This window comes from Paenibacillus sp. OV219 (assembly GCF_900110075.1).
Lineage (GTDB): Bacteria > Bacillota > Bacilli > Paenibacillales > Paenibacillaceae > Paenibacillus_Z.
On the sequence record NZ_FOCJ01000009.1, the window covers coordinates 229,792 to 252,070 of the forward strand.

Below are 22,279 nucleotides of genomic sequence, written 5' to 3' on the forward strand. Positions count from 1 at the left end.
GGTGAGGGAGCAATGATTGAGACGAAACCTGAGAAAATGGGAAAACCGCATAGCACCAGCGTTGTGGAATCGGATACGGAAATGCGGTTTGAGCTTCCGTTTACAGATATTCACAATATGTTTTATATCGGAATAAACGCTACCGAAGATTGGACGGTAAGAACCCATTACCACGATCATTTTGAGCTTTGCTACTTGGATCAGGGACAGTTGACTTATTTTATCGATAAATCCGTATATCACATAAATGAGTGCGAATTATTTATTACGAAACCTGGGGAAAGGCATTACGGATTAACAGATGGAATTTCACATTTCCGGCTGTATTACTTGGGGTTCAAGCTAGACATGCTTCGCGCTTTCGAAGGGGAATATTACGGGATCGGTGTAGACAGGGTCATAACGGATGAGGAACATCAGATTAAGCGATTGTTTGAACAGATCATCGGTGAAGTGAGAAATAGACGGCAGGGAAGTACGGAAATGGCGCAGGGGCTATTTCTTCAACTGCTGGCAACCTTGCTTCGACTGCACCTCGATCGAACGACGCTTGGCGACAACAAACCGAAAACACTCAAACCCATGATCATTAAATTAATGGATTACTTGCAAGAAGAAATAAGGCACGATCACAACATTGAAGAAATCGCAGAAAAACTGCACATTAGCCGTTCTCACTTAGCACGCGAGTTTAAAACGACAACCGGGATGACAATCGGTGAATACATTCGCAACTTATGCCTTGATAATGCAAAGTACCAGCTGCGTGAGACCGACAAATCGATATCAGTAATCGGGGAAGAGATGCGCTTCGTCTCCATTCATACGTTCAGCATTTTTTTTAAGCATTATATGGGAATGTCTCCTCTTGAATATCGCAAGCAAATACGAGGTAATAGGTAAAGGAGACGCAGCTTTCACTACGTCTCTTTTTTACATCGGCGAAGACCCAGCTGGTTACGGATAAAGGATCGGCCAAGAATCGCCTTCATATAAATCTCCTTCATTGCCATTCAGAATTTGTGCATTAAAATGACTGCTCTTTGGTGTGTGCCGATATCGCGTATCACCTGTCATTAGGTGAACCGCCATCGAACGCCGAGGCATATCGGTCACATTCGCGCCGCTGCCGTGGATGGTCAGCGAATGGTGGAAGCTAACTTGCCCCGCCCTCATAACGAGTGGAGCCGGCTTGAAAACTTCATTTTCAGGTAATTCTATCTCTGCTTGTTGCTTCTCGAGGTTTTGCTCGAAAAAGTTGTTAACGTTCACGAGTCCCCACTTGTGACTCCGAGGAACAGCCTGCATGCAGCCATTGGAAAGATCCACATCGGTGAAAGCAACCCAAGCCGTTACCAATGTTGGTTCCATACAGTTTTGCCAATAGACAAAGTCTTGGTGCCAGCCTACATTTGCCATTTCTTTGCCTGTCCCTCTGCCGGGCTTATAGAGCAGTTGGTCATGCCATAGCCGAATGATGTTTGCATTCATCAGCTTGGCGGCGATTGCGCCGATCGTCGGATCGGTCGCCACTGTACGGAGCGTCAAATCCGACCAATGTGAATTGTCCGTTTTTCGGAGCGCTCGGGGGTTGTCAATGCCTTCGAGCCAGTTGCAGACGGGAGTTCTTCCCGTCTCAAACACTCCTTGATATATGCGATCTTGATGTTCAATAATCTTCTCGAGCTGTGCATCAGAAAAAATCTTCGGAGACACCCAGAATCCGTTCTCCTCAAAGAATCGAATGTCTTTCTCTTCCGGTAAGCATTGTAATTGAAGTGATTGGTTCAAAGCTGAACACACCTTTCCCACAACCTTTTAAAATAATTATTATTATTTCTAAAGCTATTGATTACGCTTTGATGCCACTCAGAACAACGCCTTCGATGAACTTCTTCTGAGCGAGGAAAAAGAAGACGATGACCGGAATGACGGTTATCACTGTTGCCGCCATCATCATGCCTATTTCACCTTGCGATTGGGATGATTGCTGCTGAAATATCCGCAAACCGAGTGAAAGTGTAAATTTGGACTGGTCGTTCAAGTAAATGAGCGGGCCTATAAAATCGTTCCACGAACCCATGAATTGAAAGATGGCCACTGTTGTGAGCACCGGAGGAATTAAAGGCAGCATGATATGCGTATAAATCCTCACATATCCAGCTCCGTCGATAAACGCGCTTTCTTCCAAATCTCTTGGAATCGACATTAGAAATTGACGGATCAGAAAAATGAAAAATGCGCCTCCGCCGAACCAGGCGGGTACCCAAAGAGGCATAAAAGTATTGACCCAGCCCAACTTGCTGAAAAGCAAATATAAAGGAATCAAAGTGACTTGACTAGGGAGCATCATCGTTCCGAGGAGAACTAGGAAGAAGAAATCCCTTCCCGGCCAGCGCAGTCTGGCGAAGGCATATCCTACGAGAGGAGCGGTTAGCAGAACGCCGGATACACTGAGTACTACGACCAGCACCGTGTTTTTCAAAAACAAAAAATAAGGAAAGTAGATCCATAAATTAATATAATTTTTCCATAAAAATGGTTTCGGTATCAATTCTGGCGGTACAACGAATACTTGAAGATCAGTTTTCAGTGATGTTGACAATAGCCATAGAAGTGGAAATACAAAAAAAATGCTAATAACGATTAAGATAATATGCCTAGGAACACTCGACTGCAGCATACATCCTCCTCCTTTCCTCTAGATTTGGTCGTAATTCACCCATCGTTTCGATAGCTTGAGATTCAGCCAGGTAAGGAACATGATGATAAAAAATAGTACCCAAGCGAGCGCGGACGCATAGCCCATTTTCCAAAAACGGAATGCGTTATTATATAAATACAAAACATAGAACAGTGTTGAATCATTAGGCCCGCCGCCCGTAATAATGTACGATTGGGTAAAGACCTGAAAGCTCCCAATCATTCCTATAATCAGTTGGAAAAACAGGGTCGGCGTAATAAGAGGAAGCGTAACATGAAAGAATTTCTGTATCGTTCCTGCGCCATCAATATCGGCCGCTTCATAATACACTTTTGGGATATTTTTTAAGCCGGCAAGATAGATAATCATTCCGCTTCCTGCTCCCCATAGGGACATTAGGATCAGCGAATTTTTAGCCCAAGCAGGATCAGATAGCCAGCCAGGAGCAGATAGGCCGAATAGATGTACGAAATTCGTTAATATTCCGAAGTTTGGATCGAAAATCCATGCCCACAAAATGGAGGCTGCAACCATGGGTACGATCGAAGGAATATAATAGAGGGTTCGGTAAATTGCAATCCCCTTTATTTCTATATTGAGCAGAAGGGCGATGGCAAGACCAAGGATAATCGTCAACGGGACACTAAATACGACGTAATAAAGCGTATTGTAGAGGGATCTCCAGAATAGATTGTCGTGAAGCAATGCAGTATAGTTTGCGAAACCGACCCATTTGGGTGGTTGCAGTATGTCGTAGTCCATGAAGCTGTATCTGAGCGAAGCGAAAACCGGAAATAGGACGAACACGATTAGCCCGATAAACCACGGGGAGGCGAAGCAGTAGCCGATTATGGCTTCTCTTCGAGCCAGTCGGTACCTTTTTTGCGATTGAGCCATATTACGCTCCTTTTGGAATAGAGAATAGGATAATCGATGCTATCCTATTCTCTCGTACCGAATTATTTTGATAAGCTGGTGTTGTTAGCCCAGAACTTATCAAGCTCTACTTGCACTTTTTGAGTGGCTGCGTCCAAGATTTCTTTCGTATTCCCTTTATGATAAATCGCTTCATCGATCGCCCTTGCATGTTCCGACCATAGCAGTTGCCCGACAGGAGATACCGGAAGGCTGATCGATTTTTCCATCGCTTTAACAGTAAAATCGATCGCATTCTTGACGTTTTCGTTTTGCAGCGGATCAATATACGTTTTGTTCAAGTACTCGTTCAAGTCAATATTAGCTGTCCAATTCGGAATATAGGTCCTCTTCTGCGATGTGTTATATTTCGCTGCAGCTTCGGCCTGATATTTCGGACCTTCTGTTGTCAGCCATTTTACGACTTCAAAAGCTTCCTTCGGATTTTTTGCGCCTTTCGGTACTCCCCACGCCCAGCCACCACTCCATGTTTTGAAATCGCCCCCTGTTGGTGTAGGCGGCATTGCTACGCCAAAATTAAGATTAGGCGAGAAGCGCAGCAGATCGGATAAGACCCAGTTCCCGTTAACTACCATGGCCAGCTTCCCAGATAGGAATGGATCGTTCGCACCAGATTGGAATGAAGAGGAGTATGCGTTGGCCTTCTGCGCACCGCCAAGAAGATCGTAGCCTTTAACCATGAAATCGAGAGCTGCCACATTCTCAGGCGAGTTTAGAAGAACTTTTTTACCTTCATCATCAAGAAACTTCCCATTGTTCTGAATCGCATAAAGGTAGAACCAACTGTTACCGAAATTCGGGAGAAATCCGATCTGTTTAAATGAATCGCCGTTCATAATGGTGAGTTTTTTGGAATAGTCTAGAAGTTCATCCCACGTTGTAGGCGGCTTGTCGGGATCTAGTCCGGCTTGCTTGAACAGATCTTTGTTGTAGTATAGAACCCTGTCGTCCATTCCTGCAGGCAATCCCCATACTTGACCTTTGAACGACATTTCCTTGATCGTGTAATCATAGAACCTAGAAAGATCGAGGTTTGAAGATTCGATCAAGTCGTTCAAGGGCATAAGAATTCCCCGTGAAGCTACTTCCATAATGAATGGTCCGTTCAAGTTGACAACATCCGGCGGAGAGCCTGCAGCTATCGCAGCGGTCAGTTTGCTAAGGTCCTGGGTGTCGTAGCCGCTGGAGCCCGGCATAGCTTGGGTCACCAATTTAATACCAGGATGTTCTTTGTTAAATTGTTCGATCATTTCCTTGTTGCCGCTGCCGACGGACAAGGGGTCGAGACCCCACACAACGACTTCCACTTTCTCTCCTGTGTCTGTGGAACTTTCATTGTTGGATGTTGATTGATTCGAATTGCTGCAGCCGGCCAAATAGACCGCCAGCATTGCCGGAATTGCCACCCTGATAGCTAGTTTCATCTTCGACATACACAACCTCCTCTTTATCGAAAACGCTTTCATACGTTGAATTATATAAGAGGCCGCATAAAAAGTATTTTCTACATATGATCCTATATTTAAAGAATTTAATCATTTAGCTTGCTTGATAACCGGTTACAATTCAGAGCTGAAAATGGGTAAAAAGAAAAGCTGTCGAGATTCTCGACAGCTTGAGGATGCATGCAGATCCTATCATCTGCTATTTTTTTAAAGCTCGATAACCACTTGCGCTGCACCTGAAGCCGGGATGATCCGTACGCCTTCAGCGCCTATATCAGCCGCGCCGCCTTGAACGGATGCAACGCTGTTCACGCCGCGAAGGAGAACTTGCCAGCCTTCAGCTTGACCTTGCGTATCCACCGTAATCGTGGAGCCGCTGCGTGTCGCGCGAGCCGTAAACGCAGTTTCACCTGTAACAGTCGGTACAACCGCAGTTGCCTCAGCACCATCTTGAAGCGCGAAGAGCTGAAGCGTAACACCTACTGCATAATCGTAATCCGGACGGCTGTCTTCTGCGCCGACAGGAATGAGTGAATTTTCACGAACGAAGAGCGGCATGCTGAAATAGTCATACTTATCCAGGCGCCATACGCCGCCTTCTACTTGCTCGCCAGAGAGGTAGTGCGTCCACGTGCCCATCGGCAGGTAGTACGTCGATTCACCTTCCGCATTGAAGATCGGTGCGACAAGAATGGAATCGCCAAGCATGTATTGACGGTCGAGATAGTCGACAGTCGGATCGTCGCCGAATTCCAACACCATTGCGCGCATGACCGGCAGGCCGATTCGCACGGACTCTACGGATTGGCCGAATAAGTATGGCATGAGGCGCAGCTTCAGCTTCGTATAGTGGCGAAGCACGTCAACCGCTTCTTCGTCATACAGCCAAGGCACGCGGTACGAAGTGCTGCCATGCAGACGGCTGTGGCTTGAGAGCAAGCCGAATGCTACCCAGCGCTTGTACAGATCTGGCGGGGAGCTTTGCTCGAAGCCGCCGATGTCGTGGCTCCAGAAGCTGAAGCCGGACAAGCCTAGCGACAGGCCGCCGCGGAGGCTTTCTGCCATCGACTCGTATGTCGCTTCGCAGTCGCCGCCCCAGTGAACCGGGAATTGCTGACCGCCTGCTGTAGCGGAGCGGGCAAACAAAGCAGCTTCGCCTTTGCCACGTTTCTCTTCGAGCAATTCAAAGACGACTTTATTGTACAGCTGTGTGTAGTAATTGTGCATTTGCTTTGGATCGGAGCCGTCGAAGTACACAACATCCGTCGGGATACGCTCGCCGAAGTCGGTTTTGAAGCTGTCGACACCCATATCAATTAGCACTGCAAGCTTGGATTTGAACCAATCGCATGCCGCCGGGTTTGTGAAGTCAACCAGGCCCATACCGTACTGCCACAAGTCCCACTGCCATACGCTGCCGTCCGGACGTTTCACGAGATAGCCGAGCTCCATCGCTTCATCGAACAAGGGAGAGCGCTGCGCAATATAGCTGTTGATCCAGACGCAGATGTGAAGACCTTTTGCCTTGAGGCGCTCCAGCATCCCCTTCGGATCTGGGAATACACGCTCATCCCATTCGAAGTTGCACCACTCGTACTCTTTCATCCAGAAGCAGTCGAAGTGGAACACAGCAAGCGGAAGATCGCGCTCAGCCATACCGTCAACGAAGCTCGTTACTGTCGCTTCATCGTAGTTTGTTGTGAACGAAGTCGTCAGCCACAGGCCGAACGACCAAGCCGGAGGAAGTGCTGGCTTACCTGTTAGCGCTGTGTAGTTAGAAAGCACATCTTTTAGCGATTCGCCGCCAACGATGTAATATTCAAGCTGTTCGCCGGCTACGCTAAACTGCGCCTTGGACACTTTCTCTGACGCGATTTCGTAGGAAACGAGCTCAGGGTGATTCACGAATACACCGTAGCCACGGTTCGTTACATAGAAAGGTACGTTTTTGTACGCCTGCTCGGAAGCTGTTCCGCCATCCTGGTTCCAGATGTCAACGACTTGTCCATTTTTGACAAAAGGAGTGAACCGCTCGCCAAGCCCGTATACCGTCTCGCCAATGCCGATGTCCAGCTGCTCGCGGAATTGGTGGTTGCCGTCATTCGCTTTGATGTAGCCAGTGGAGCGGAAGCCGCTGCGAGTCAGCTTGCGACCTTTGTACGTGTAAGTAATTGTAAGCGGGTGCGCTTTTGTGATCGTAACCGCCGTTTCGCCGCTCTTTAGAGTAACAGCTTCTGCAGAATCTTGAATCTCTACAGCTGCATCGCCTTCAGTCATTAGTGGGAAAGAAGACGGGCCAAGGCGACGAGTTCCTTTATGGTGATAGAACTTTGCACGAATAATATCCTTCATCGGTGAAGAGAATTCCATCGTCATGAGCGGCTCGTTCAGTGTGTTAGCGCGGTTCTCCAAGTGCCGGTGTGTTGCATATACGGTAATGCGATTATTATTCGAATCGACTTTTACGTCATGGACTTCATAAGGTGTGAGTACTTGATACCCTTCGCGGGTCATCCAGTAACCGTCGCTGAATTTCATAAATCGGTTCATCCTCTCAAAATGGCTTTTCGCTGTATCTAATAACAGTATACTGATTGAAAAGTATTCATTCTTGTATTATTATGCTTAATATTAATACAATTATGATACTTGGAGATGGTATGGTGGATATCCATCATTTGCGCGAAAATCGCCGTCACGGCAGCACCGGTTTGCCTGTCGGCATTTACCTTATGGACCAAGCGGCAGGTGAGCCGATTCTAGATAATCATTGGCATGAGGAAGAGGAATTACTCGCTATTGTGAGCGGGGAAGCGGTGTTCCAGATCGGCTTGGCTACCTATACGGCAAAGGCGGGGGATGTGCTGTTTATCCCAGGCGGCGAGCTGCATGGCGGCTATTCACTGGATGGCGCTGCGTGCTCTTATGCGGCGCTCGTCTTTCATCTGGATTGGCTGATGAGCCAAGGGGACAGCGCAACGACGCAATACTTGGAGCCGATTCGGCGGGGGAGGCTTGTGCCTGAACCTCACGCGGATGCCGGGTCAAATGCGCTCGCTGAAAGCTTGTTCGATCCGTTAATGTCGCTCATTGCACTAGAGCATTCGGAGGATCCGGCGAAGCCAATGCGGCTGAAGGCAGGGTTGTACATGCTGCTTGCGGAATACGTGACGCGTGATGCGTTCGTACGTAGGGAGCCTCGGTCTTCACTTGATATGCATACACAGGAGCGGCTCAAAACAGTGCTGACCTACATTGATACTCATTATGCGAGAAAGCTTACCATCAAGGAGCTGGCGGCAGAGGCTGGCATGAGCGAGGGGCATTTCACTCGAGTGTTTAAGTCGTTTATGCGCAAGACGCCGATTGATTTTATTAATTCGCTTCGCATTCGAATTGCTGCTGCGCTCCTTGCAGATCGGCGGATCTCAATTGGCGAAGCGGCGCTGGAGTCCGGTTTTGACAACTTCAGTTATTTCTGCAAAATGTTCCGTTCTGTTTATCAGTGCACACCTTCGGAATATCGGGAGCGGGAGGAATTGGGATAATTATGTATTATTATGGTAGACAGCTCCATTGTTGTCTGCTATTATGAGGTCAATATAAATAAGCAGATGATTAGCGACCGCTATGCGAAGAACGCAAGCACGGGCACATGCCCGGCTTGCGTTCTTTTTTTTGTTCTCGCTGAGAAGCTGCGGAAAGGATGGGCTATGAACAGATGAACAGAAAGCGGAATTTGCTCGTCACGGTCACGGCTGCGCTGCTGTCAGCATTGCTCGTATACGGCGTTTATGTGCTGCAATTGCGGCAGGTACAGTTTCAAGAAACGGTAAACATCATCGTACCTCAGCGCTTTGTTGCTTCCGGTGAGCGGCTAAGTGCAGAGATGCTTGGGAATAAGCAGATTTCAAGAGCATCTTACGAGCCGGAGATGTCTACGGATGCCAAGGAACTGATCGGATCGGAGGCAATCGTGCCACTTGGCGCGAATGAGCCAGTGCTGACGTGGAAGGTAGGCAAGTTCCGACTGCAGCCCGGGCGCAATCAGTCAACCTTCCAAATTCCGAGAGATTATGTCTTGTCCGTATCAAGCGGTATCCGGGCAGGAGATAAGGTCATTGTATATGGCTCGGGGGCCGAGTCGGAGTCAGTGCGTTTGTTTGAAGACCCCATAACCGTCGCTTCTGTGAAGACATCAGGCAATTTGGAAATTGATGATATGAATGATTCGAATTTGAAGGCAATGGCTAGCAGTGATCAGGAAGGGATGTATGCAGCAAGGCGGGATGCCAATGGCGTCATAGATGCAATTAATTTGAATTTGACGGAGGCGCAGTGGCTGAAGCTCGATGCATTGTGTAAAAGTGGCGCAAGCAAAGTCGTCATTGCGTACTCTTCGGAATCGCTCGACATTGCAGCTTCTAAGATAGGTGAGGAGGCGGTGCGATGATTGGCGTTCAAAGCCAAAGGGGAATGGCGCACAGGGCTCCGCTCCTTACGTTCTTCGGCACGACACCGAATATCGGGACGACGGTGACGGCGTTCGCGACCGCTTGTCGGTTAGCGCAGTACAGCGGCTTGTCGGTCGGGTATTTGGAGTTGAACCTCAAGAGCGCTAAGCTCCATCGTTTCATTGGCATCGATCAGCCTGCTGCTACGCTTGATGCGCTGCGGCCTGAACTGCGCACGGGCACCCTTACGACGGACAAGCTGCTGCGCTCGATGCATGTAAGCAAGGCGGTGCCTGGTCTGCATATGCTGCTTGGCAATCTGATGCGTGATCAGGCGGAGTTCTACGCGATTGAAGAAATTGAGCATTTGCTGAGTGCGGCTGAAGCGGCTTTTGACGTTGTTGTCGCTGATGCCGGCGCTTATTGGGATAATGCAGCCATTCTTTGCGCGCTGCGCAGGGCGGATCGGCGGCTGATGACAACAACGAGCGCTTTATCCCATTTTCAAGAGGATGGCCAGCGCTGGGTGAAACAACTTTCAGAACTTTACGGCATTGGGATTCATGACTACGAAGCGGTTATTATACATCAGCCATGGGGTAAGGGAGGATTTCAAGTGAAGGACATTTGCAAAGAAATGGGTGTTTCGCTGCTCGGGGAGATGGCTCTGCCACAGCCGATGCTTACTCAGCTTGATCGGGGGACGCTAGACGAATGGATGATGCAGAATGAGCAGGGTAAAGAATCGATGAAGGAACCTGCAAAGCAGCTTATCGCGGCTTACGGGCTGAAGCGTCCAGCGAAGCTTGTCGTGCAGCCATGGTATAAGAAGCTGTTGACGCATCGCGGCGGGGTGAGCTCTTGATGCAGAAGGAGGAGAAGTTCTCGCCGTCTGCTTTCTCTGCGAAGCTCTGGGCGATGGAGTCGGGAGTGGCTGTGGTGGTGGAGGGCAGCACCAATGCAAGCGCGCAACGGGACTTTGGTAGGCTCGCCGATGATATTCGCTCCTACCTTGCGCTGCCCCGTGGTGATACGGAAGAAGAGAAGCGCGAGTATAACGAGAGCTTGAACCGAGCGGTGCTCGGCTACACAGATGACCGTGAGCACATATTGGCCGTTATTGCGGATCGGCTGCTGCGTCAGAGAATCCATGAGCTGCCAGGGTACAGCCATCTTTATGGCACGCTGGCAGAAGCATTGTTCGCCGAAGTTATCGGCATGAACGTGTTGGAGCTCATCCTGGCTGAACGCAGTGGACTTGAGGAGATTCAAGTTGTCGGCACTCGTATCTTCGAGGTGCGCGACGGCAATAGTTCGCCATCAGCGTATTCGTTCGAGTCGCTGAGAGAAGTAGGGCGTATTCAGCAGAACCTCGTGCTCTACAACAATGACCGGATTAATCCGCGCAAACGATGGGCTGAAGTGATGCTGCGCGACGGAACGCGCGTTACGATGACTGGATTCGGGTTCACAGCACTGCCGACATTGACGCTTAGATTCTATACGGTACGCAAATTTCAGCTGGCTCAGCTTAGTACGCCGGAGTATGGCACGATCAGCGAGCGGCTGCGTATGATGCTGCTTGCGGTGTTAGATGCACGATTCAATGTCGTCATTATCGGACCGACTAACTCAGGCAAGACGAATCTTATCAAAGCGCTAATCGGTGAACTGCCTGACGAGGAGCGGCTTGTCACGATTGAGAGCCGGCACGAGCTGATGCTTCAGCGAGATTTCCCGTCCAAGAATGTTATCGAGTACGAGGTGGACGAGGAGGATGCGCAGCACCGTTCGACCCAAGCGTTCAAGCTGGCACTGCGGCAGTCTCCACAGCGAATTATTCATGCGGAGATTCGGGATGATGATGCGAACATCTATGTCCGTGCCTGCACGCGCGGACATGCCGGATCGATGACGACGCTGCATGCGAATGCGCTTGAGGATGTATCGGAAGCGATTACGGATATGTGCATGCTTGATGGACGTGGCATGAGCCCGGAGCGGCTGGCGAAGCGAATCACAGAGTATGTCACCCAGATTGGCATTGAGATGCAGTTCTCGGCGGGGAAACGCAGACTTGTGAGACTTGCGGAGATTAGTTGGAAGGATGGCGGGCCAGCCGTTCGGGACTGGGCTGTGTTTAATGAGCAGTCACTGGAATGGAGCTATCCGGCGGCGCCATCCGAGCAGGCCTGGGCGAAGCTAGTCCTGGGTGGCAGGACTTGCGCAGGCTTCACTCTGCAGCGTGCGTGGCCGGAGGAAGGGGCTGATCGAACCGGATGCTGAGGTTTGGACTGATTGCTTTTACGATTGCGTTGTTTGGCTGCATGTACGTTGTGTTTCGCGGTTTGCTTGGTGTGTGGCTACATCATCAACAGGCTGCTGGTCGGTTGAATTACAAGCAGGATCAACGGCTGCAAGCTCGGATAGCCAGGTATTTGGAACAGTTTGAACGGCCGCACCGTCACTTGTCAGAGCTGCTTGAGTCGCTACATCTGGAATGGCGAATCAGTTCTGTTGCCGGACTGAGCTTGCTGCTGTTACTTGTCGGTGTTTCATTCGGAGCCTTATTCTTTCAAAGTCTCAAAGGCTCGTTGATGCTTGGAGGACTCCTCATATCGCTGCCGTATATGACGCTTCGCTCCATGCTCACTCGCCGTCAGATGAAGACACGAGTAGATTTCTTGCCGGCTGTTGAGCTGTTCTATCAATGCTGTCTCGTTAGTGGCGGCAGGCAGATTCGTGCTGCTCTGCAGCGAACTGTCGAAGAGAAGCGGTTGCTCGGACCGATGCAAGCCGTGTTTGAGCAGCTGTACCGCAATGTGTCCGTTCGTGGCGATCACGAAGCTAGCCTGCGCATTTTTGCAGCTTCACTCGGTCATGTGTGGGCGGATTATTTTGTCAATATCGTCCGGGCAGGGCTTGCTGAGGGGCATCCAATCGCTGCTAACTTGAAGGATCTGATCATCGATATGCGTAAAGCCCGCATTGCCAATCAGCAGGAGCGCAACAAGCTGCTCGAGATTCGAATAGCAAACTTCTCGCCTGTTTTCTTCCTCATCTTGTTTCTTGGAATCAACTTTCATTACAACGCGGGCAATGCGTACCAATACTATATCGCCGATCAGGGCGGTCGCAATATGCTGCTGAACGCAGCCGTCATGATATTCTGCTCCTTTGTGATGGGATTGTGGCTGTCTCGCAAGAAGATGTGAGTAAGGCGGAGCGGTAGGAGAGGAGACTTGAGGCTCATGAATATTTCCATCGGTGAAGCGGTTATGTGGGCGGCTCTTGCTGGTCAATACGTGCTTGGCTTCGTATTCGTGGCTTCGCTACTGAAGGTAATTACGGCGAGGCGACCACGGTTCGCGCATTTGGCATTCATGCAGTGGCGGACCAGAGCGGTGAGTGGCAAGTGGCTTGCCATCGCTAGAATTAACCGTGGAGAAGCTTCGTTCAAGGAGCGGGAGCGGCTGCTCGCGGGCTGCGGGTTCACCGGTGATGCAGCGCTGTACGTATTGGCACGCCGGTTGTTTTTTGCAGGGATACCGCTCTGGTGCATGCTTGCTTACGGGTTATCGCTAGTCGATATTGGAGGAATACCGCGAGCGGCCGCTCCGTTGCTGCTGTCTATCATTGTGCTGCTTCTGCTCTGGGATCAGCCTTGGCTGGATGCTATTCGAAGGACGCGCGCCGAACGTATGACCAAAGAAATCTATATTGTCAGCAACCAGCTGCTCTATCTAGCAGGCTCCTCGCTTCATATCCATACGAAGCTCATGCGTTGTCTACCTTATACCCGCACGATGCGCAGTGAAATGCAGATGCTGCTCGGCGAGTGGTATCACGATGCGGAAGGTTCGCTTCGCAGGCTAAAGCTGCGGCTCGGTACCGAGGAAGGATTAAGCTTCGTGGAGACGATTGACTCGCTTCGGCTCCATGAAAGCGAGCAATACTACGAGCTCCTGCGCGAGCGAATTCAAGATTATAAGGAGAAGCTTGAACTGGCGAAGAACAGTCGGAAAGAATCAACATCTTATCTTTTGTTCGTCCTGGCTGGCTTGCCGATTATGTATACGTTTCAGATTTTTATCTACCCATGGGTTAGAGAAGGTCAGAAGTTGTTTAGTACTTTAAATTAATACTTGGAGGCGTTTGGGAAGATGAGAAATATTTTGATTACCGTCATGATGCTTGTTGTCGTTGTATTGCTGTTCAATGCTGTAGTCGCCAAAGATTCGACTGGAACGAAGGATCAGATAGAAACGCAGGGCACGAATGCGAATACGAAGATCGGAACCATCGTGCTTCCGTAAGGAATAGGAGGGCTCGATATGCGTTCGTTATTGATGACCATGCTGCTTATTGTCGTCGTACTTATTATTTATTCGAATGTGACCGGCGGTGAGAAGGGTACTAAGAAACAGCTCGTGCAAGCGGGGACGCATATGCAGGACCGTATACGGAGTATGAGCCCATGAAGAGCTTGCTTGTGTTTATTTTGCTGGCTGCGATGATGTGCTGGTTTATGTTCTCTCCGATCTATAAGCATGTGTTGATCGTGAGACAGGCGGTACTGCAGCAGGAGGTGGACTATTTGCTGGAAGTTGGAGCGAATGGCGATCATGGCTATATCGACGCGCAGATGCTGCAGGAAGCAAAGGTTCGTTTAGCCGCTTTTGGACTTAATCCGGGATCTATTACGTTTGAAGTCAGCTCGGAGAGGGGCGAGAATGCTACGAATGCTGCTGCGCCGCTTCCGAGAGGGACTTCGCTATCGCTGAAAGCTAGCTATCCGATTGAAGGTTTATTCGCCATAGATCAGCTGATTGGAATTGCACCACCTCCCGCTGAGATGAAGCTAAGTGCATCGGGCATGAAGATGAGTGAATATGTCCCTTAGAGTGAGAAAGGGGCGCGAGCGATGTATAAACTTGTGTTTATGATGCTGATGATGGTCATTTGGATGCTGCTGCATGCTCTGCAAACGGATGAGGAGATGGCAATTAACGCTTTATTTCAAGGAAAGCATGCCGTCAATCGAGCTGCCCATGCAGCTGCGCAGCAGGTGGAGAGGACCGCGCTAGCGAATGGCCGCTTGCACATTGATGAAATTGCCGCGAGAGCGGAGGCGGAACTCTATTTGCAGCACAACTTGCAGCTGGATACGAATGGTGTGCCGTTGCCGGGCACTTTTCTGAAGGAGCGCGTTGAGATGGTTGTCTTCGAAGTGATTAATGACGATGAGGAGTTTCCATACACGTATCGTAATGACAGCTTCGATTACGAAGTTACACTGCTGAAGCCTGGTGTAGTCCTGATTGCCCGAATTGTGTATCCGCGTGTGTTCAATGTGATTGATCCGATCGAATGGACCATTAAAGGAACGGCAGAGCTGACGTCTTAGTTGACTCGGCCGCTTCGGTCTTGAATTCGAGAGAATAGGTTCGACTGCAACCTCTTCTAAACCGAGAAAAGGCACTCCCGTCATAGGAAGTGCCCTTCAGCAGATATAGGAGTGGAATTACTTCTTGCTCAATATCGCATCGATTTCTTCCGAGATCTTCTTGGCACCTTCTTCCGGCGTCACCTTCTTGTTCAAGATCTGATCGCCATACGTCGAATACACTTGATCCTCTTCCGGTTGCGTTTCCGTAAACTGATAGAGTTTTCCTTTTTGCAGCATTTGCGAAATGATCTTGGCGTTGGACGGCATACCTTCGGCGTTCAGAATTTCCTTCTTGTCGACGACGCTCGGTCTTGGCGGAATAATGCCGCGGCTCGCTGCATCATCCGCGTACGAATCCGGAGTCGTGAGCGCCTCGATGACGGCCCATGCCTCATCAGGATGCTTCGTATCCTTCGAGATCGAGAATCCCGAGTTATGAATGTACGTTGTCAGAGGATCGATATCTTTGCTAGCCACCGGCATAGGCGCTACATTCCATTTGAACGACAGCTCTTTGTAGCCGCCGATCGCCCATGAGAAGTTCTGCTCCATGGCGATTTTTCCTGTTGCGAACGTCATGCCTGTCACGTCCTGACCTCCGCCGGCAGGTGAAGGAGCGACGCCGTACTTGTTCGCTAGCTCGCTCGTAAACGTAAGCGCTCCGACAACCTTCGGATCCGTGAATATCGACTTCGAGTTGTCGTCATTCAAATACATGCCGCCGTTCGTGTATACCCACGCGCTGTACCACCAGCCGCCGATACCCGGATAGCTGGTTCCGAATTGCGTCACGCGGTCGCCGTCTTTAATGGTTAGTTTCTTAGCGTCATCCAAGTAAGTATCCCAAGTCCAGTTCCCTTCCTCGTACGATTCCCAAGGCGTCTTCAAGCCGGCTGCTTTGAACAAATCTTCGTTATAGAAGAAGAGTGCCGTATTCAAGTCCTGCGGGACCCCGTACTGCTTGCCGTTATATTGATAGAATTGCAGGGAAGCGGGGTAGAAATCGTCCTTCTTGAACGTAGAGCTGGAATCGATGTAAGAGGTCATATCGAGCAGCTTACCTTGGCTGGCGAACTTCTTAAGCGGCTCGCTCATGAACAGAACGTCCGGCTGCGTGCCGCCGGCAAACATTGTCGTAACTTTATCCCAATATTCGCCGCCTGGAATCGCGGTTACCTGTACGTCGATATTGAGCGATTTGTCCAAGTACTTGTCAATCCGTGCTTTCAGTACCTTCGTCGCGTTCTCGTCGCCGGTGTACGTCATCTTGATCGTCACTTTGTCTTTGGAATTACCTGAATTGCCGTTGGAACAGGCCGCTAAGAAGACGAGCAGACCAACTGTAACGAACAGCAGCAAACGGTTCCAATTTGATTTTGACGGCGTTCTCATTTTACACTGCCTCCCCTTGTTTTCTTATGCTTCGGTATACACGCGGTCCAATGCTTCGCGCATCCCCCCTCTCGTTACCCTTTGATTCCGGATACGACCACGCCTTGGATCATCTTGCGTTGGAATAGGAAGAAGATCGTGACCGTTGGAACAAGCGCGATAACGGAAGCTGCCATGAGCAGATGCCACTCCACCGTGTGCAGTCCTCTAAGCGCATTAATGCCTAACTGAATGGTGCGCAGCCTCTCGGAATTGATATAGATCAGGGGTCCGAGAAAATCGTTCCATACCCCATTGAAGGAGAAGATCGTCACGACGCCGATGACCGGAAGCGACATGGGAATGATGATGCGTAGGAAGGTGCTCCAGTAGCCGCAGCCGTCAATCTTCGCTGCATCGTTGTATTCTTTCGGGATATTCATGAAGAATTGCCGGTACAAGAAGATGTAGAATGGAGTGCCGAAGAACGCTGGCGCGATGAGCGGCAGATAGGTGTCGAGCCAACCCAATTCTTTGAAAATAATGAATTGAGGCACCAAGGTCGTATGATAGGGAATCATCATCGTGGAGAGCATGACGATGAACAAGGCGTTCCTGCCGGGAAATTTGAGGTTGCCGAAGCCATAGCCGATCATAGCGGACGAGAAGACGGTGCCGCTGACTACGAATGTCGCGATGAGTAGGGTGTTCAGAAAATATCGGCCGAAAGGCAGGATGCGGAATATATCCGTGTAGTTCTCGAAGCGGAACCGCGAAGGAATCACCTCTGGCGGGAAAATAAATACGTCCGCATATGGCTTGATCGAGGTCGTAATCATCCACCAAAGCGGAACGAGCAGGAAGAGTGCTCCGCATGCAATGATGAAATATACAATGGCCTTCTGCACCTTCTCGGAGGTTGACATCATCCCCGCTCCTCCTCTCCGGTCGCATAGTAGACCCATTTTCTCGAAGTCGCGAACAATAGCATCGTCACTAGCAGGATGATTAGGAACAGCACCCAGGCTAAGGCGGACGCGTAGCCCATCTTGAAGAACTTAAAGGCGTTCTGGTACAAGTACATCGCATAGAAGAGCGTCGCGTTGTCCGGGCCGCCGTTGGTAATGACGTAGGCTTCGGTGAACGTCTGGAATGCGCTGATCATACCGATGATGAGATTAAAGAAAATGACGGAGGTCATCATCGGAATCGTAATCTTCCACAGCTTCTTCCACTTGCTGCAGCCGTCGATTTCGGCCGCTTCATACAGCTCCGTGGGAATGCCTTGCAGACCTGCCAAATAAATAATCATGCCGCCGCCCGAGCCCCAGACGCTCATAATCACGAGGGAGGGGAGTGCCCATGTCGGACTGGCAATCCAGCCTGGACCATGGATGCCGACATACGAAAGAAGCAGGTTGATGACGCCGAAATCCGGATTCAGCACCCACATCCACATGAGCGACACGGCGACACCGGATAAGATGGCGGGAAAGTAGTAAATCGTGCGCCAGATCGACAACCCCTTGATTTTCTGATTGAGCAGCAGCGCGATGCTGAAGCCGAAAATGATGCCGAGCGGGACTGCGGTAACGACATAGATGACCGTAACTCGAAGCGAGATCCAAAACTTTTTGTCATGGAAGAGCGTTTCGTAATTGTCCGTGCCGATCCATTTGGATGGGGTCAGCAAATCCCAATCGGTCATGCTGACGTAGAAGGCGGTGACCAGCGCTCCCAGTACGAATACGACGAATCCGACGATCCACGGAGCAATGAACAAATAGCCTGCGATTGCTTCGCGTTTAGCCTCTTTTCCCAAAGCCTTTCACCTCCCGCCGGGTTGAATTCGTATTAGATTTGCGGCTGCAAGTTTGGAATGGAAAGCGCTTGCGACATCTGGTAACCCGAGTATATGATAATTTGTAAGCGCCTAGCAGATGGTATATTGGACGAAAAGATATGGGCTTTTGTTTTTTATAAACAGAGGGGGGATCTCATGTCTCAATCGCTATTTATCGAACCATTCCTGCCTTATGTGCATGCGGTGTTAGATTTTGATTTGGAACGAGGCGAAACATTCGCATTCCCGATGCATCACCATCCGGATCAAGCGCAATTACTGCTTATTCGCGAGGGAAGCGGCTCGTTCGAGATTGACGGTAAACTTTACCGGGTCGGTCCACGCTCGCTGCTGGTCTACGATACGGGAGTATGGCATGAGGAGTTTGCGGATCCTGCTTCGCCGTTCAAGGCCATTTCCTTGTCCTTCTCAGCTTTTCAGTTGACCGATCAACAGCCCGGCACTCTCATACAACACGGAGCTAGCCCTGTAATCGATCTTGGTGACCGCTACGATGAAGCGCTGGAGCTGTCGCGTATGCTTGTTCGGTTGGCAGAAGATCCTTACGTCCCCGCCGGTTTTAGCACTCGTTACTATATGGCGCTGTTATTAATCAAAATGGCCCAAATCAGCCATGGCGGTTTTGCAAAGGAAACGTCCACAAGCAGCGACCGGACCGTCGACGCCATCAAGCAATACATCCATAATCATTACATGGATGCCATAACCCTCGAGCAATTATCAAAGGCATCATTCTTCAGCCCTGGCTACACATGCCGCGTGTTCAGCCAATCGGAAGGGATCAGCCCGATTCAGTATTTAGTCAGTTACCGGATGGAGGTCGCGAAGCATTACTTGAGAACGGAGAACGAGCCTGTCTACCGCATCGCAGAGCTGGTAGGCTACCAGAGCGAGACGCACTTCAAGAATGTGTTCAAGAAGACGATAGGCATTCCGCCATATAAATATCGCAAGCTACACCGGTCAGAGGGGTAACGGTGGTGGGTAGCCGCTGAGAGAGCATAATACGACGCTGCGATGGGCATAGACCACATGGAATAGACCATTAAAGGAACAGCAGATCTGACGTCTTAGTTGACTCAGCCGCTGTTCTTTTGTTGTAATGGAGGAAAATACGGCTTTACGCAAGGAGCGAACGCGGTGCATAGCAATTTGGTGGCAACGATCGATAAGGATGAAGTACTGGCGCGAGTCGTCCGGCTGCAGCAGCTGATGACTGCTGAGCAGATGGATGCTTTCCTGGTGACGCAGCATGTCGATTTGTTCTATATAACGGGCTCCATGCAGGCTGGCTATGCATTTATTCCGGCGGTGGGAACACCAGTCTTCTATGTGAGGCGAAGCTTGGAACGGGCGCAGTTGGAGTCGGCAGTACGCGTCGAGGCAATGCCGTCATTGCGCGGATTTAAGCCGCAGCTGGAGAAGGATCATCCAACTGTGTTTGCTAGCGGCAGCAGTGAGGCGGTTGTGCGGATTGCAACGGAGATGGATGTGTTGCCGGCGGCTAGTTATGCGCGGTTAGTTGATGTGCTTGGCAGCGGCTGTACGCTTGTGGACGGATCATCGCTGATGAGGCAGGTGCGCATGGTGAAATCGCCATGGGAAGTAAGCCGAATTGAGGCGGCGGCGCAGGTCGTAGCTGAAGCGCTTGTTGAAGCGACTTCCATCATCCGGGAAGGCATTACAGAGCTTGAGCTCATGGCTCGTATTGAGTATGAAATTCGGATGCGTGGGCATATCGGATTGATGCGGACCCGCACGTTCAATATGGAGATTACGACAGGCATGGTTGGGGCGGGCGAGGCAGTAGCAATGCCGAGTGCCTTTGACGGACCCGCTGGTGGGCTTGGTCTAGGGCCATCCTTTCCTCAGAGCACGAGCCGGAAAGTGATTACGCGAGGCGAGCCGATTCTCATTGATATCGGCTGCTGCATTGATGGCTATGTGATTGATCAGACTCGCACGGCGGTTATCGGTGGATTGCCTGATGATTTGGCAGAAGCGTATGTGCAGGCAGAAGAGCTGATTCATGCTGCAGAAGCGGCGATGCGACCGGGTACGGCATGCGATAGCCTTTACGCGGATGCGCTCGCCGGAGCCGCTGCGGCCGGATTGACTGACCACTTCATGGGGTTCGGCGTTAACCAAGTGAAATTTCTCGGCCACGGCATCGGTCTCGAAGTCGACGAATGGCCGGTCCTCGCCAAAGGCTTCAGCACGCCGCTTGCGCCCGGCATGGTGCTCGCGGTCGAGCCGAAGTTCACGTTCCCCGGCCGCGGCGTCGTCGGCATCGAGAACAGCTATCTCATTACCGACACCGGTTGCCGTCAGCTGACCCGATCGCCGGAAGGGTTGATTGTGCTCCCTTAAGAGGCGGTTGGTTGATAAGGTTGCAGCGTCGAGAGTGTATTGTGGTTGGAGCAAGTATGTGCGTTTAGCGTTTCCAGCTTATTGCATGTCGCGGGTTACCTTGAGAGAGGATTTTGCCTCCCTCGGGTAGCGAAGCGACATGTTTGCGACGGTGAGAGAGGCTTTTCACTCTCTCATCGACTCGATTAGTTATATCGTCAGCCTCATTTATGTCCGAGAGAACATATACGTGCTCTCAGCGCCAAAAGTGCAGCGGAAATCCACTGAGAGAGCAAATATATGCTCTCAGCAACAATAATCTCCGTCTCACCACACTCTCCACTGTCCGCTCCGCCATACGCTCACTTCACCCACGAACCCACGAACCCACCTACACTCACCTCATCCACCGTCCGCCCCGCCATACGCTCACCTCCTCCCACCATCCCACCAACCACGCTCCACATCCACAAGCCCACCGCCCCCCCAACTTAACTCAAACGCTACTTTTCACCGCATCATTTAACTGTGGTTAAGCACATCCTCGAAGTTGGCTTTTATTTCTCTGCGCTATGCTACAATTAGCTTGGAATTCCATGTATATACAGCCAGATGGGCACTAACATTCCTAATCCAAGAGGTGTAGAGCATGATTATGTCATTTAGGTGGTTCGGCCAGGACGATCCGGTCACTTTGCAAAATATCCGCCAAATTCCTGGGGTTTCCGGTATCGTTACAGCGCTTTATGATGTGCCTGTTGGCGAAGCGTGGCCGATGGAGTCCATCCTCGCGCTGAAACAGACTGTCGAAGCCGCTGGCTTACAAATTTCAGTTATTGAAAGCGTTCCCGTACACGAGGACATCAAGCTCGGACGCCCGACTCGCGACCGTTACATTGAAAACTACAGTCAAACGATTCGCCGCCTAGGTGAGGCTGGCGTCCCGGTCATTTGCTACAATTTCATGCCCGTGTTCGATTGGACACGCTCCCAGCTGGCATTCCAGCTGGCAGACGGCTCGAACACGCTCACCTTCGAGGACGAGACGATCTCCCGCATGGACCCGGTCAATGGTGATCTCTCACTTCCGGGTTGGGACTCCAGCTATACGAAAGAAGAGATGGGGCAGCTCATCGACGCTTACGCCGATGTGACGGAGGACAAACTTTGGAGCAACCTTGCTTACTTCCTCGAGCGTGTCATTCCTGTCGCGGAGGAAGCGGGCGTCGTCATGTCGATCCATCCGGATGATCCGCCATGGCCGATCTTCGGCTTGCCGCGGATCGTCAGCAACTTCGATCAGCTGCGCCGCCTCACGGAGCATGTCGACAGCCCAGCGAACGGCATTACGTTCTGCTCAGGCTCGCTTGGTGCGAACGAGGATAACGACCTAATCGCGATTATTCATCACTTTGGTTCCCAAAATAAACTGCATTTTGCTCATACGCGCAACATCTTGCGTACAGGCCCGCGCTCGTTCCAAGAATCGGCGCATCTCTCCTCCACCGGCTCCATTGATATGGTTCGCGTACTGGAAGCGCTCCACGACACCGGCTTCACCGGCCCGCTCAGACCGGACCACGGCCGGATGATTTGGGGCGAGCAAGGCCGCCCAGGCTACGGACTCTACGACCGAGCGCTAGGCGCGACATACTTGAACGGCATCTGGGAAGCGTTATCGAAGACGAAGACGAGGAGCTGACCAGC

Annotated in this window: 22 protein-coding genes; 14 read left to right on the forward strand and 8 right to left on the reverse strand. The window is 50.7% G+C overall.

Annotation, left to right across the window (positions count from 1 at the left end; translation table 11 throughout):
* Window positions 1-12 precede the first annotated feature (12 nt).
* Complete coding sequence (locus tag BMY11_RS21745) at window positions 13-903, forward strand: helix-turn-helix domain-containing protein (RefSeq protein ID WP_090581249.1); 891 nt, start codon at window positions 13-15, stop codon at window positions 901-903.
* Window positions 904-957: 54 nt separating this feature from the next.
* Here BMY11_RS21745 and BMY11_RS21750 read toward each other — a convergent pair whose 3' ends face one another.
* The 5 genes from BMY11_RS21750 to yicI all read right to left on the reverse strand — a co-directional run bounded on the left by BMY11_RS21750 (window position 958) and on the right by yicI (window position 7,623).
* Window positions 958-1,791, reverse strand: a complete 834-nt coding sequence (locus BMY11_RS21750; protein ID WP_177182763.1) for a phytanoyl-CoA dioxygenase family protein — start codon at window positions 1,789-1,791, stop codon at window positions 958-960.
* A gap of 61 nt (window positions 1,792-1,852) precedes the next feature.
* Window positions 1,853-2,683 carry a carbohydrate ABC transporter permease gene (locus BMY11_RS21755; protein ID WP_090581254.1) on the reverse strand — a complete coding sequence of 277 codons (831 nt, stop codon included), beginning with the start codon at window positions 2,681-2,683 and terminating at the stop codon, window positions 1,853-1,855.
* Between the two features lie 18 nt (window positions 2,684-2,701).
* The gene (locus BMY11_RS21760) at window positions 2,702-3,601 is read right to left on the reverse strand and encodes a carbohydrate ABC transporter permease (RefSeq protein ID WP_090581257.1); all 900 of its coding nucleotides are present in this window, start codon (window positions 3,599-3,601) and stop codon (window positions 2,702-2,704) included.
* Window positions 3,602-3,663: 62 nt separating this feature from the next.
* Window positions 3,664-5,073 carry an ABC transporter substrate-binding protein gene (locus tag BMY11_RS21765; protein WP_218150206.1) on the reverse strand — a complete coding sequence of 470 codons (1,410 nt, stop codon included), beginning with the start codon at window positions 5,071-5,073 and terminating at the stop codon, window positions 3,664-3,666.
* A gap of 219 nt (window positions 5,074-5,292) precedes the next feature.
* Window positions 5,293-7,623 carry an alpha-xylosidase gene (gene yicI, locus BMY11_RS21770; protein ID WP_090581260.1) on the reverse strand — a complete coding sequence of 777 codons (2,331 nt, stop codon included), beginning with the start codon at window positions 7,621-7,623 and terminating at the stop codon, window positions 5,293-5,295.
* Between the two features lie 140 nt (window positions 7,624-7,763).
* On the opposite strand from yicI, the gene BMY11_RS21775 reads away from it, so the two are divergent.
* The 10 genes from BMY11_RS21775 to BMY11_RS21810 all read left to right on the forward strand — a co-directional run bounded on the left by BMY11_RS21775 (window position 7,764) and on the right by BMY11_RS21810 (window position 14,946).
* Window positions 7,764-8,633: an AraC family transcriptional regulator gene (locus BMY11_RS21775; RefSeq protein ID WP_177182764.1), complete on the forward strand. Its 870-nt coding sequence runs from the start codon at window positions 7,764-7,766 to the stop codon at window positions 8,631-8,633.
* 173 nt (window positions 8,634-8,806) lie between these two features.
* Window positions 8,807-9,538, forward strand: a complete 732-nt coding sequence (locus BMY11_RS21780) for a CpaB family protein (protein ID WP_090581267.1) — start codon at window positions 8,807-8,809, stop codon at window positions 9,536-9,538.
* Window positions 9,535-10,404, forward strand: a complete 870-nt coding sequence (locus BMY11_RS21785; RefSeq protein ID WP_256217690.1) for a CpaE/TadZ family protein — start codon at window positions 9,535-9,537, stop codon at window positions 10,402-10,404. Before BMY11_RS21780 ends, BMY11_RS21785 begins: the two co-directional genes overlap by 4 nt.
* Window positions 10,404-11,825: an ATPase, T2SS/T4P/T4SS family gene (locus tag BMY11_RS21790; protein WP_090581270.1), complete on the forward strand. Its 1,422-nt coding sequence runs from the start codon at window positions 10,404-10,406 to the stop codon at window positions 11,823-11,825. Before BMY11_RS21785 ends, BMY11_RS21790 begins: the two co-directional genes overlap by 1 nt.
* Window positions 11,819-12,754, forward strand: a complete 936-nt coding sequence (locus BMY11_RS21795; RefSeq protein ID WP_090581273.1) for a type II secretion system F family protein — start codon at window positions 11,819-11,821, stop codon at window positions 12,752-12,754. The genes BMY11_RS21790 and BMY11_RS21795 overlap by 7 nt, the downstream gene beginning before the upstream one ends.
* A 36-nt stretch (window positions 12,755-12,790) precedes the next feature.
* On the forward strand, window positions 12,791-13,681 hold the full coding sequence (locus tag BMY11_RS21800; protein WP_090581276.1) for a hypothetical protein: 891 nt from the start codon (window positions 12,791-12,793) through the stop codon (window positions 13,679-13,681).
* A gap of 21 nt (window positions 13,682-13,702) precedes the next feature.
* On the forward strand, window positions 13,703-13,855 hold the full coding sequence (locus tag BMY11_RS28985) for a hypothetical protein (RefSeq protein WP_177182765.1): 153 nt from the start codon (window positions 13,703-13,705) through the stop codon (window positions 13,853-13,855).
* Window positions 13,856-13,873: 18 nt separating this feature from the next.
* On the forward strand, window positions 13,874-14,020 hold the full coding sequence (locus BMY11_RS28990) for a hypothetical protein (protein ID WP_177182766.1): 147 nt from the start codon (window positions 13,874-13,876) through the stop codon (window positions 14,018-14,020).
* The gene (locus BMY11_RS21805; protein ID WP_090581280.1) at window positions 14,017-14,442 is read left to right on the forward strand and encodes a hypothetical protein; all 426 of its coding nucleotides are present in this window, start codon (window positions 14,017-14,019) and stop codon (window positions 14,440-14,442) included. Before BMY11_RS28990 ends, BMY11_RS21805 begins: the two co-directional genes overlap by 4 nt.
* 21 nt (window positions 14,443-14,463) lie before the next feature.
* Window positions 14,464-14,946, forward strand: a complete 483-nt coding sequence (locus BMY11_RS21810) for a hypothetical protein (RefSeq protein WP_090581283.1) — start codon at window positions 14,464-14,466, stop codon at window positions 14,944-14,946.
* 117 nt (window positions 14,947-15,063) lie between these two features.
* On the opposite strand, the gene BMY11_RS21815 is transcribed toward BMY11_RS21810, so the two are convergent.
* The 3 genes from BMY11_RS21815 to BMY11_RS21825 all read right to left on the reverse strand — a co-directional run bounded on the left by BMY11_RS21815 (window position 15,064) and on the right by BMY11_RS21825 (window position 18,181).
* Window positions 15,064-16,380 carry an ABC transporter substrate-binding protein gene (locus BMY11_RS21815; RefSeq protein ID WP_090581285.1) on the reverse strand — a complete coding sequence of 439 codons (1,317 nt, stop codon included), beginning with the start codon at window positions 16,378-16,380 and terminating at the stop codon, window positions 15,064-15,066.
* Between the two features lie 74 nt (window positions 16,381-16,454).
* On the reverse strand, window positions 16,455-17,288 hold the full coding sequence (locus BMY11_RS21820; RefSeq protein WP_177182767.1) for a carbohydrate ABC transporter permease: 834 nt from the start codon (window positions 17,286-17,288) through the stop codon (window positions 16,455-16,457).
* On the reverse strand, window positions 17,285-18,181 hold the full coding sequence (locus BMY11_RS21825; RefSeq protein ID WP_090581291.1) for a carbohydrate ABC transporter permease: 897 nt from the start codon (window positions 18,179-18,181) through the stop codon (window positions 17,285-17,287). The genes BMY11_RS21820 and BMY11_RS21825 overlap by 4 nt, the downstream gene beginning before the upstream one ends.
* 177 nt (window positions 18,182-18,358) lie before the next feature.
* Here BMY11_RS21825 and BMY11_RS21830 point away from each other — a divergent pair, with 177 nt between their 5' ends.
* From BMY11_RS21830 to uxuA, 3 genes are all read left to right on the forward strand, one after another.
* Complete coding sequence (locus BMY11_RS21830; protein WP_177182768.1) at window positions 18,359-19,198, forward strand: AraC family transcriptional regulator; 840 nt, start codon at window positions 18,359-18,361, stop codon at window positions 19,196-19,198.
* 165 nt (window positions 19,199-19,363) lie between these two features.
* Window positions 19,364-20,593 carry a M24 family metallopeptidase gene (locus BMY11_RS21835; protein ID WP_256217691.1) on the forward strand — a complete coding sequence of 410 codons (1,230 nt, stop codon included), beginning with the start codon at window positions 19,364-19,366 and terminating at the stop codon, window positions 20,591-20,593.
* Between the two features lie 628 nt (window positions 20,594-21,221).
* Window positions 21,222-22,274, forward strand: a complete 1,053-nt coding sequence (uxuA, locus tag BMY11_RS21840) for a mannonate dehydratase (RefSeq protein WP_090581297.1) — start codon at window positions 21,222-21,224, stop codon at window positions 22,272-22,274.
* Window positions 22,275-22,279 lie beyond the last annotated feature (5 nt).

What these genes read in the sequence shown, in the direction of transcription:
- BMY11_RS21820 (WP_177182767.1), bottom strand. Translation starts at nt 17,288, where the DNA reads ATGATGTCAACCTCCGAGAAGGTGCAGAAGGCCATTGTATATTTCATC.
- BMY11_RS21765 (WP_218150206.1), bottom strand. Translation starts at nt 5,073, where the DNA reads ATGTCGAAGATGAAACTAGCTATCAGGGTGGCAATTCCGGCAATGCTG.
- BMY11_RS28990 (WP_177182766.1), top strand. Translation starts at nt 13,874, where the DNA reads ATGCGTTCGTTATTGATGACCATGCTGCTTATTGTCGTCGTACTTATT.
- BMY11_RS21815 (WP_090581285.1), bottom strand. Translation starts at nt 16,380, where the DNA reads ATGAGAACGCCGTCAAAATCAAATTGGAACCGTTTGCTGCTGTTCGTT.
- uxuA (WP_090581297.1), top strand. Translation starts at nt 21,222, where the DNA reads ATGATTATGTCATTTAGGTGGTTCGGCCAGGACGATCCGGTCACTTTG.
- BMY11_RS21780 (WP_090581267.1), top strand. Translation starts at nt 8,807, where the DNA reads ATGAACAGAAAGCGGAATTTGCTCGTCACGGTCACGGCTGCGCTGCTG.
- BMY11_RS21830 (WP_177182768.1), top strand. Translation starts at nt 18,359, where the DNA reads ATGTCTCAATCGCTATTTATCGAACCATTCCTGCCTTATGTGCATGCG.
- BMY11_RS21805 (WP_090581280.1), top strand. Translation starts at nt 14,017, where the DNA reads ATGAAGAGCTTGCTTGTGTTTATTTTGCTGGCTGCGATGATGTGCTGG.
- yicI (WP_090581260.1), bottom strand. Translation starts at nt 7,623, where the DNA reads ATGAAATTCAGCGACGGTTACTGGATGACCCGCGAAGGGTATCAAGTA.
- BMY11_RS21800 (WP_090581276.1), top strand. Translation starts at nt 12,791, where the DNA reads ATGAATATTTCCATCGGTGAAGCGGTTATGTGGGCGGCTCTTGCTGGT.
- BMY11_RS21745 (WP_090581249.1), top strand. Translation starts at nt 13, where the DNA reads ATGATTGAGACGAAACCTGAGAAAATGGGAAAACCGCATAGCACCAGC.
- BMY11_RS21810 (WP_090581283.1), top strand. Translation starts at nt 14,464, where the DNA reads ATGTATAAACTTGTGTTTATGATGCTGATGATGGTCATTTGGATGCTG.
- BMY11_RS21785 (WP_256217690.1), top strand. Translation starts at nt 9,535, where the DNA reads ATGATTGGCGTTCAAAGCCAAAGGGGAATGGCGCACAGGGCTCCGCTC.
- BMY11_RS28985 (WP_177182765.1), top strand. Translation starts at nt 13,703, where the DNA reads ATGAGAAATATTTTGATTACCGTCATGATGCTTGTTGTCGTTGTATTG.
- BMY11_RS21795 (WP_090581273.1), top strand. Translation starts at nt 11,819, where the DNA reads ATGCTGAGGTTTGGACTGATTGCTTTTACGATTGCGTTGTTTGGCTGC.
- BMY11_RS21755 (WP_090581254.1), bottom strand. Translation starts at nt 2,683, where the DNA reads ATGCTGCAGTCGAGTGTTCCTAGGCATATTATCTTAATCGTTATTAGC.
- BMY11_RS21760 (WP_090581257.1), bottom strand. Translation starts at nt 3,601, where the DNA reads ATGGCTCAATCGCAAAAAAGGTACCGACTGGCTCGAAGAGAAGCCATA.
- BMY11_RS21790 (WP_090581270.1), top strand. Translation starts at nt 10,404, where the DNA reads ATGCAGAAGGAGGAGAAGTTCTCGCCGTCTGCTTTCTCTGCGAAGCTC.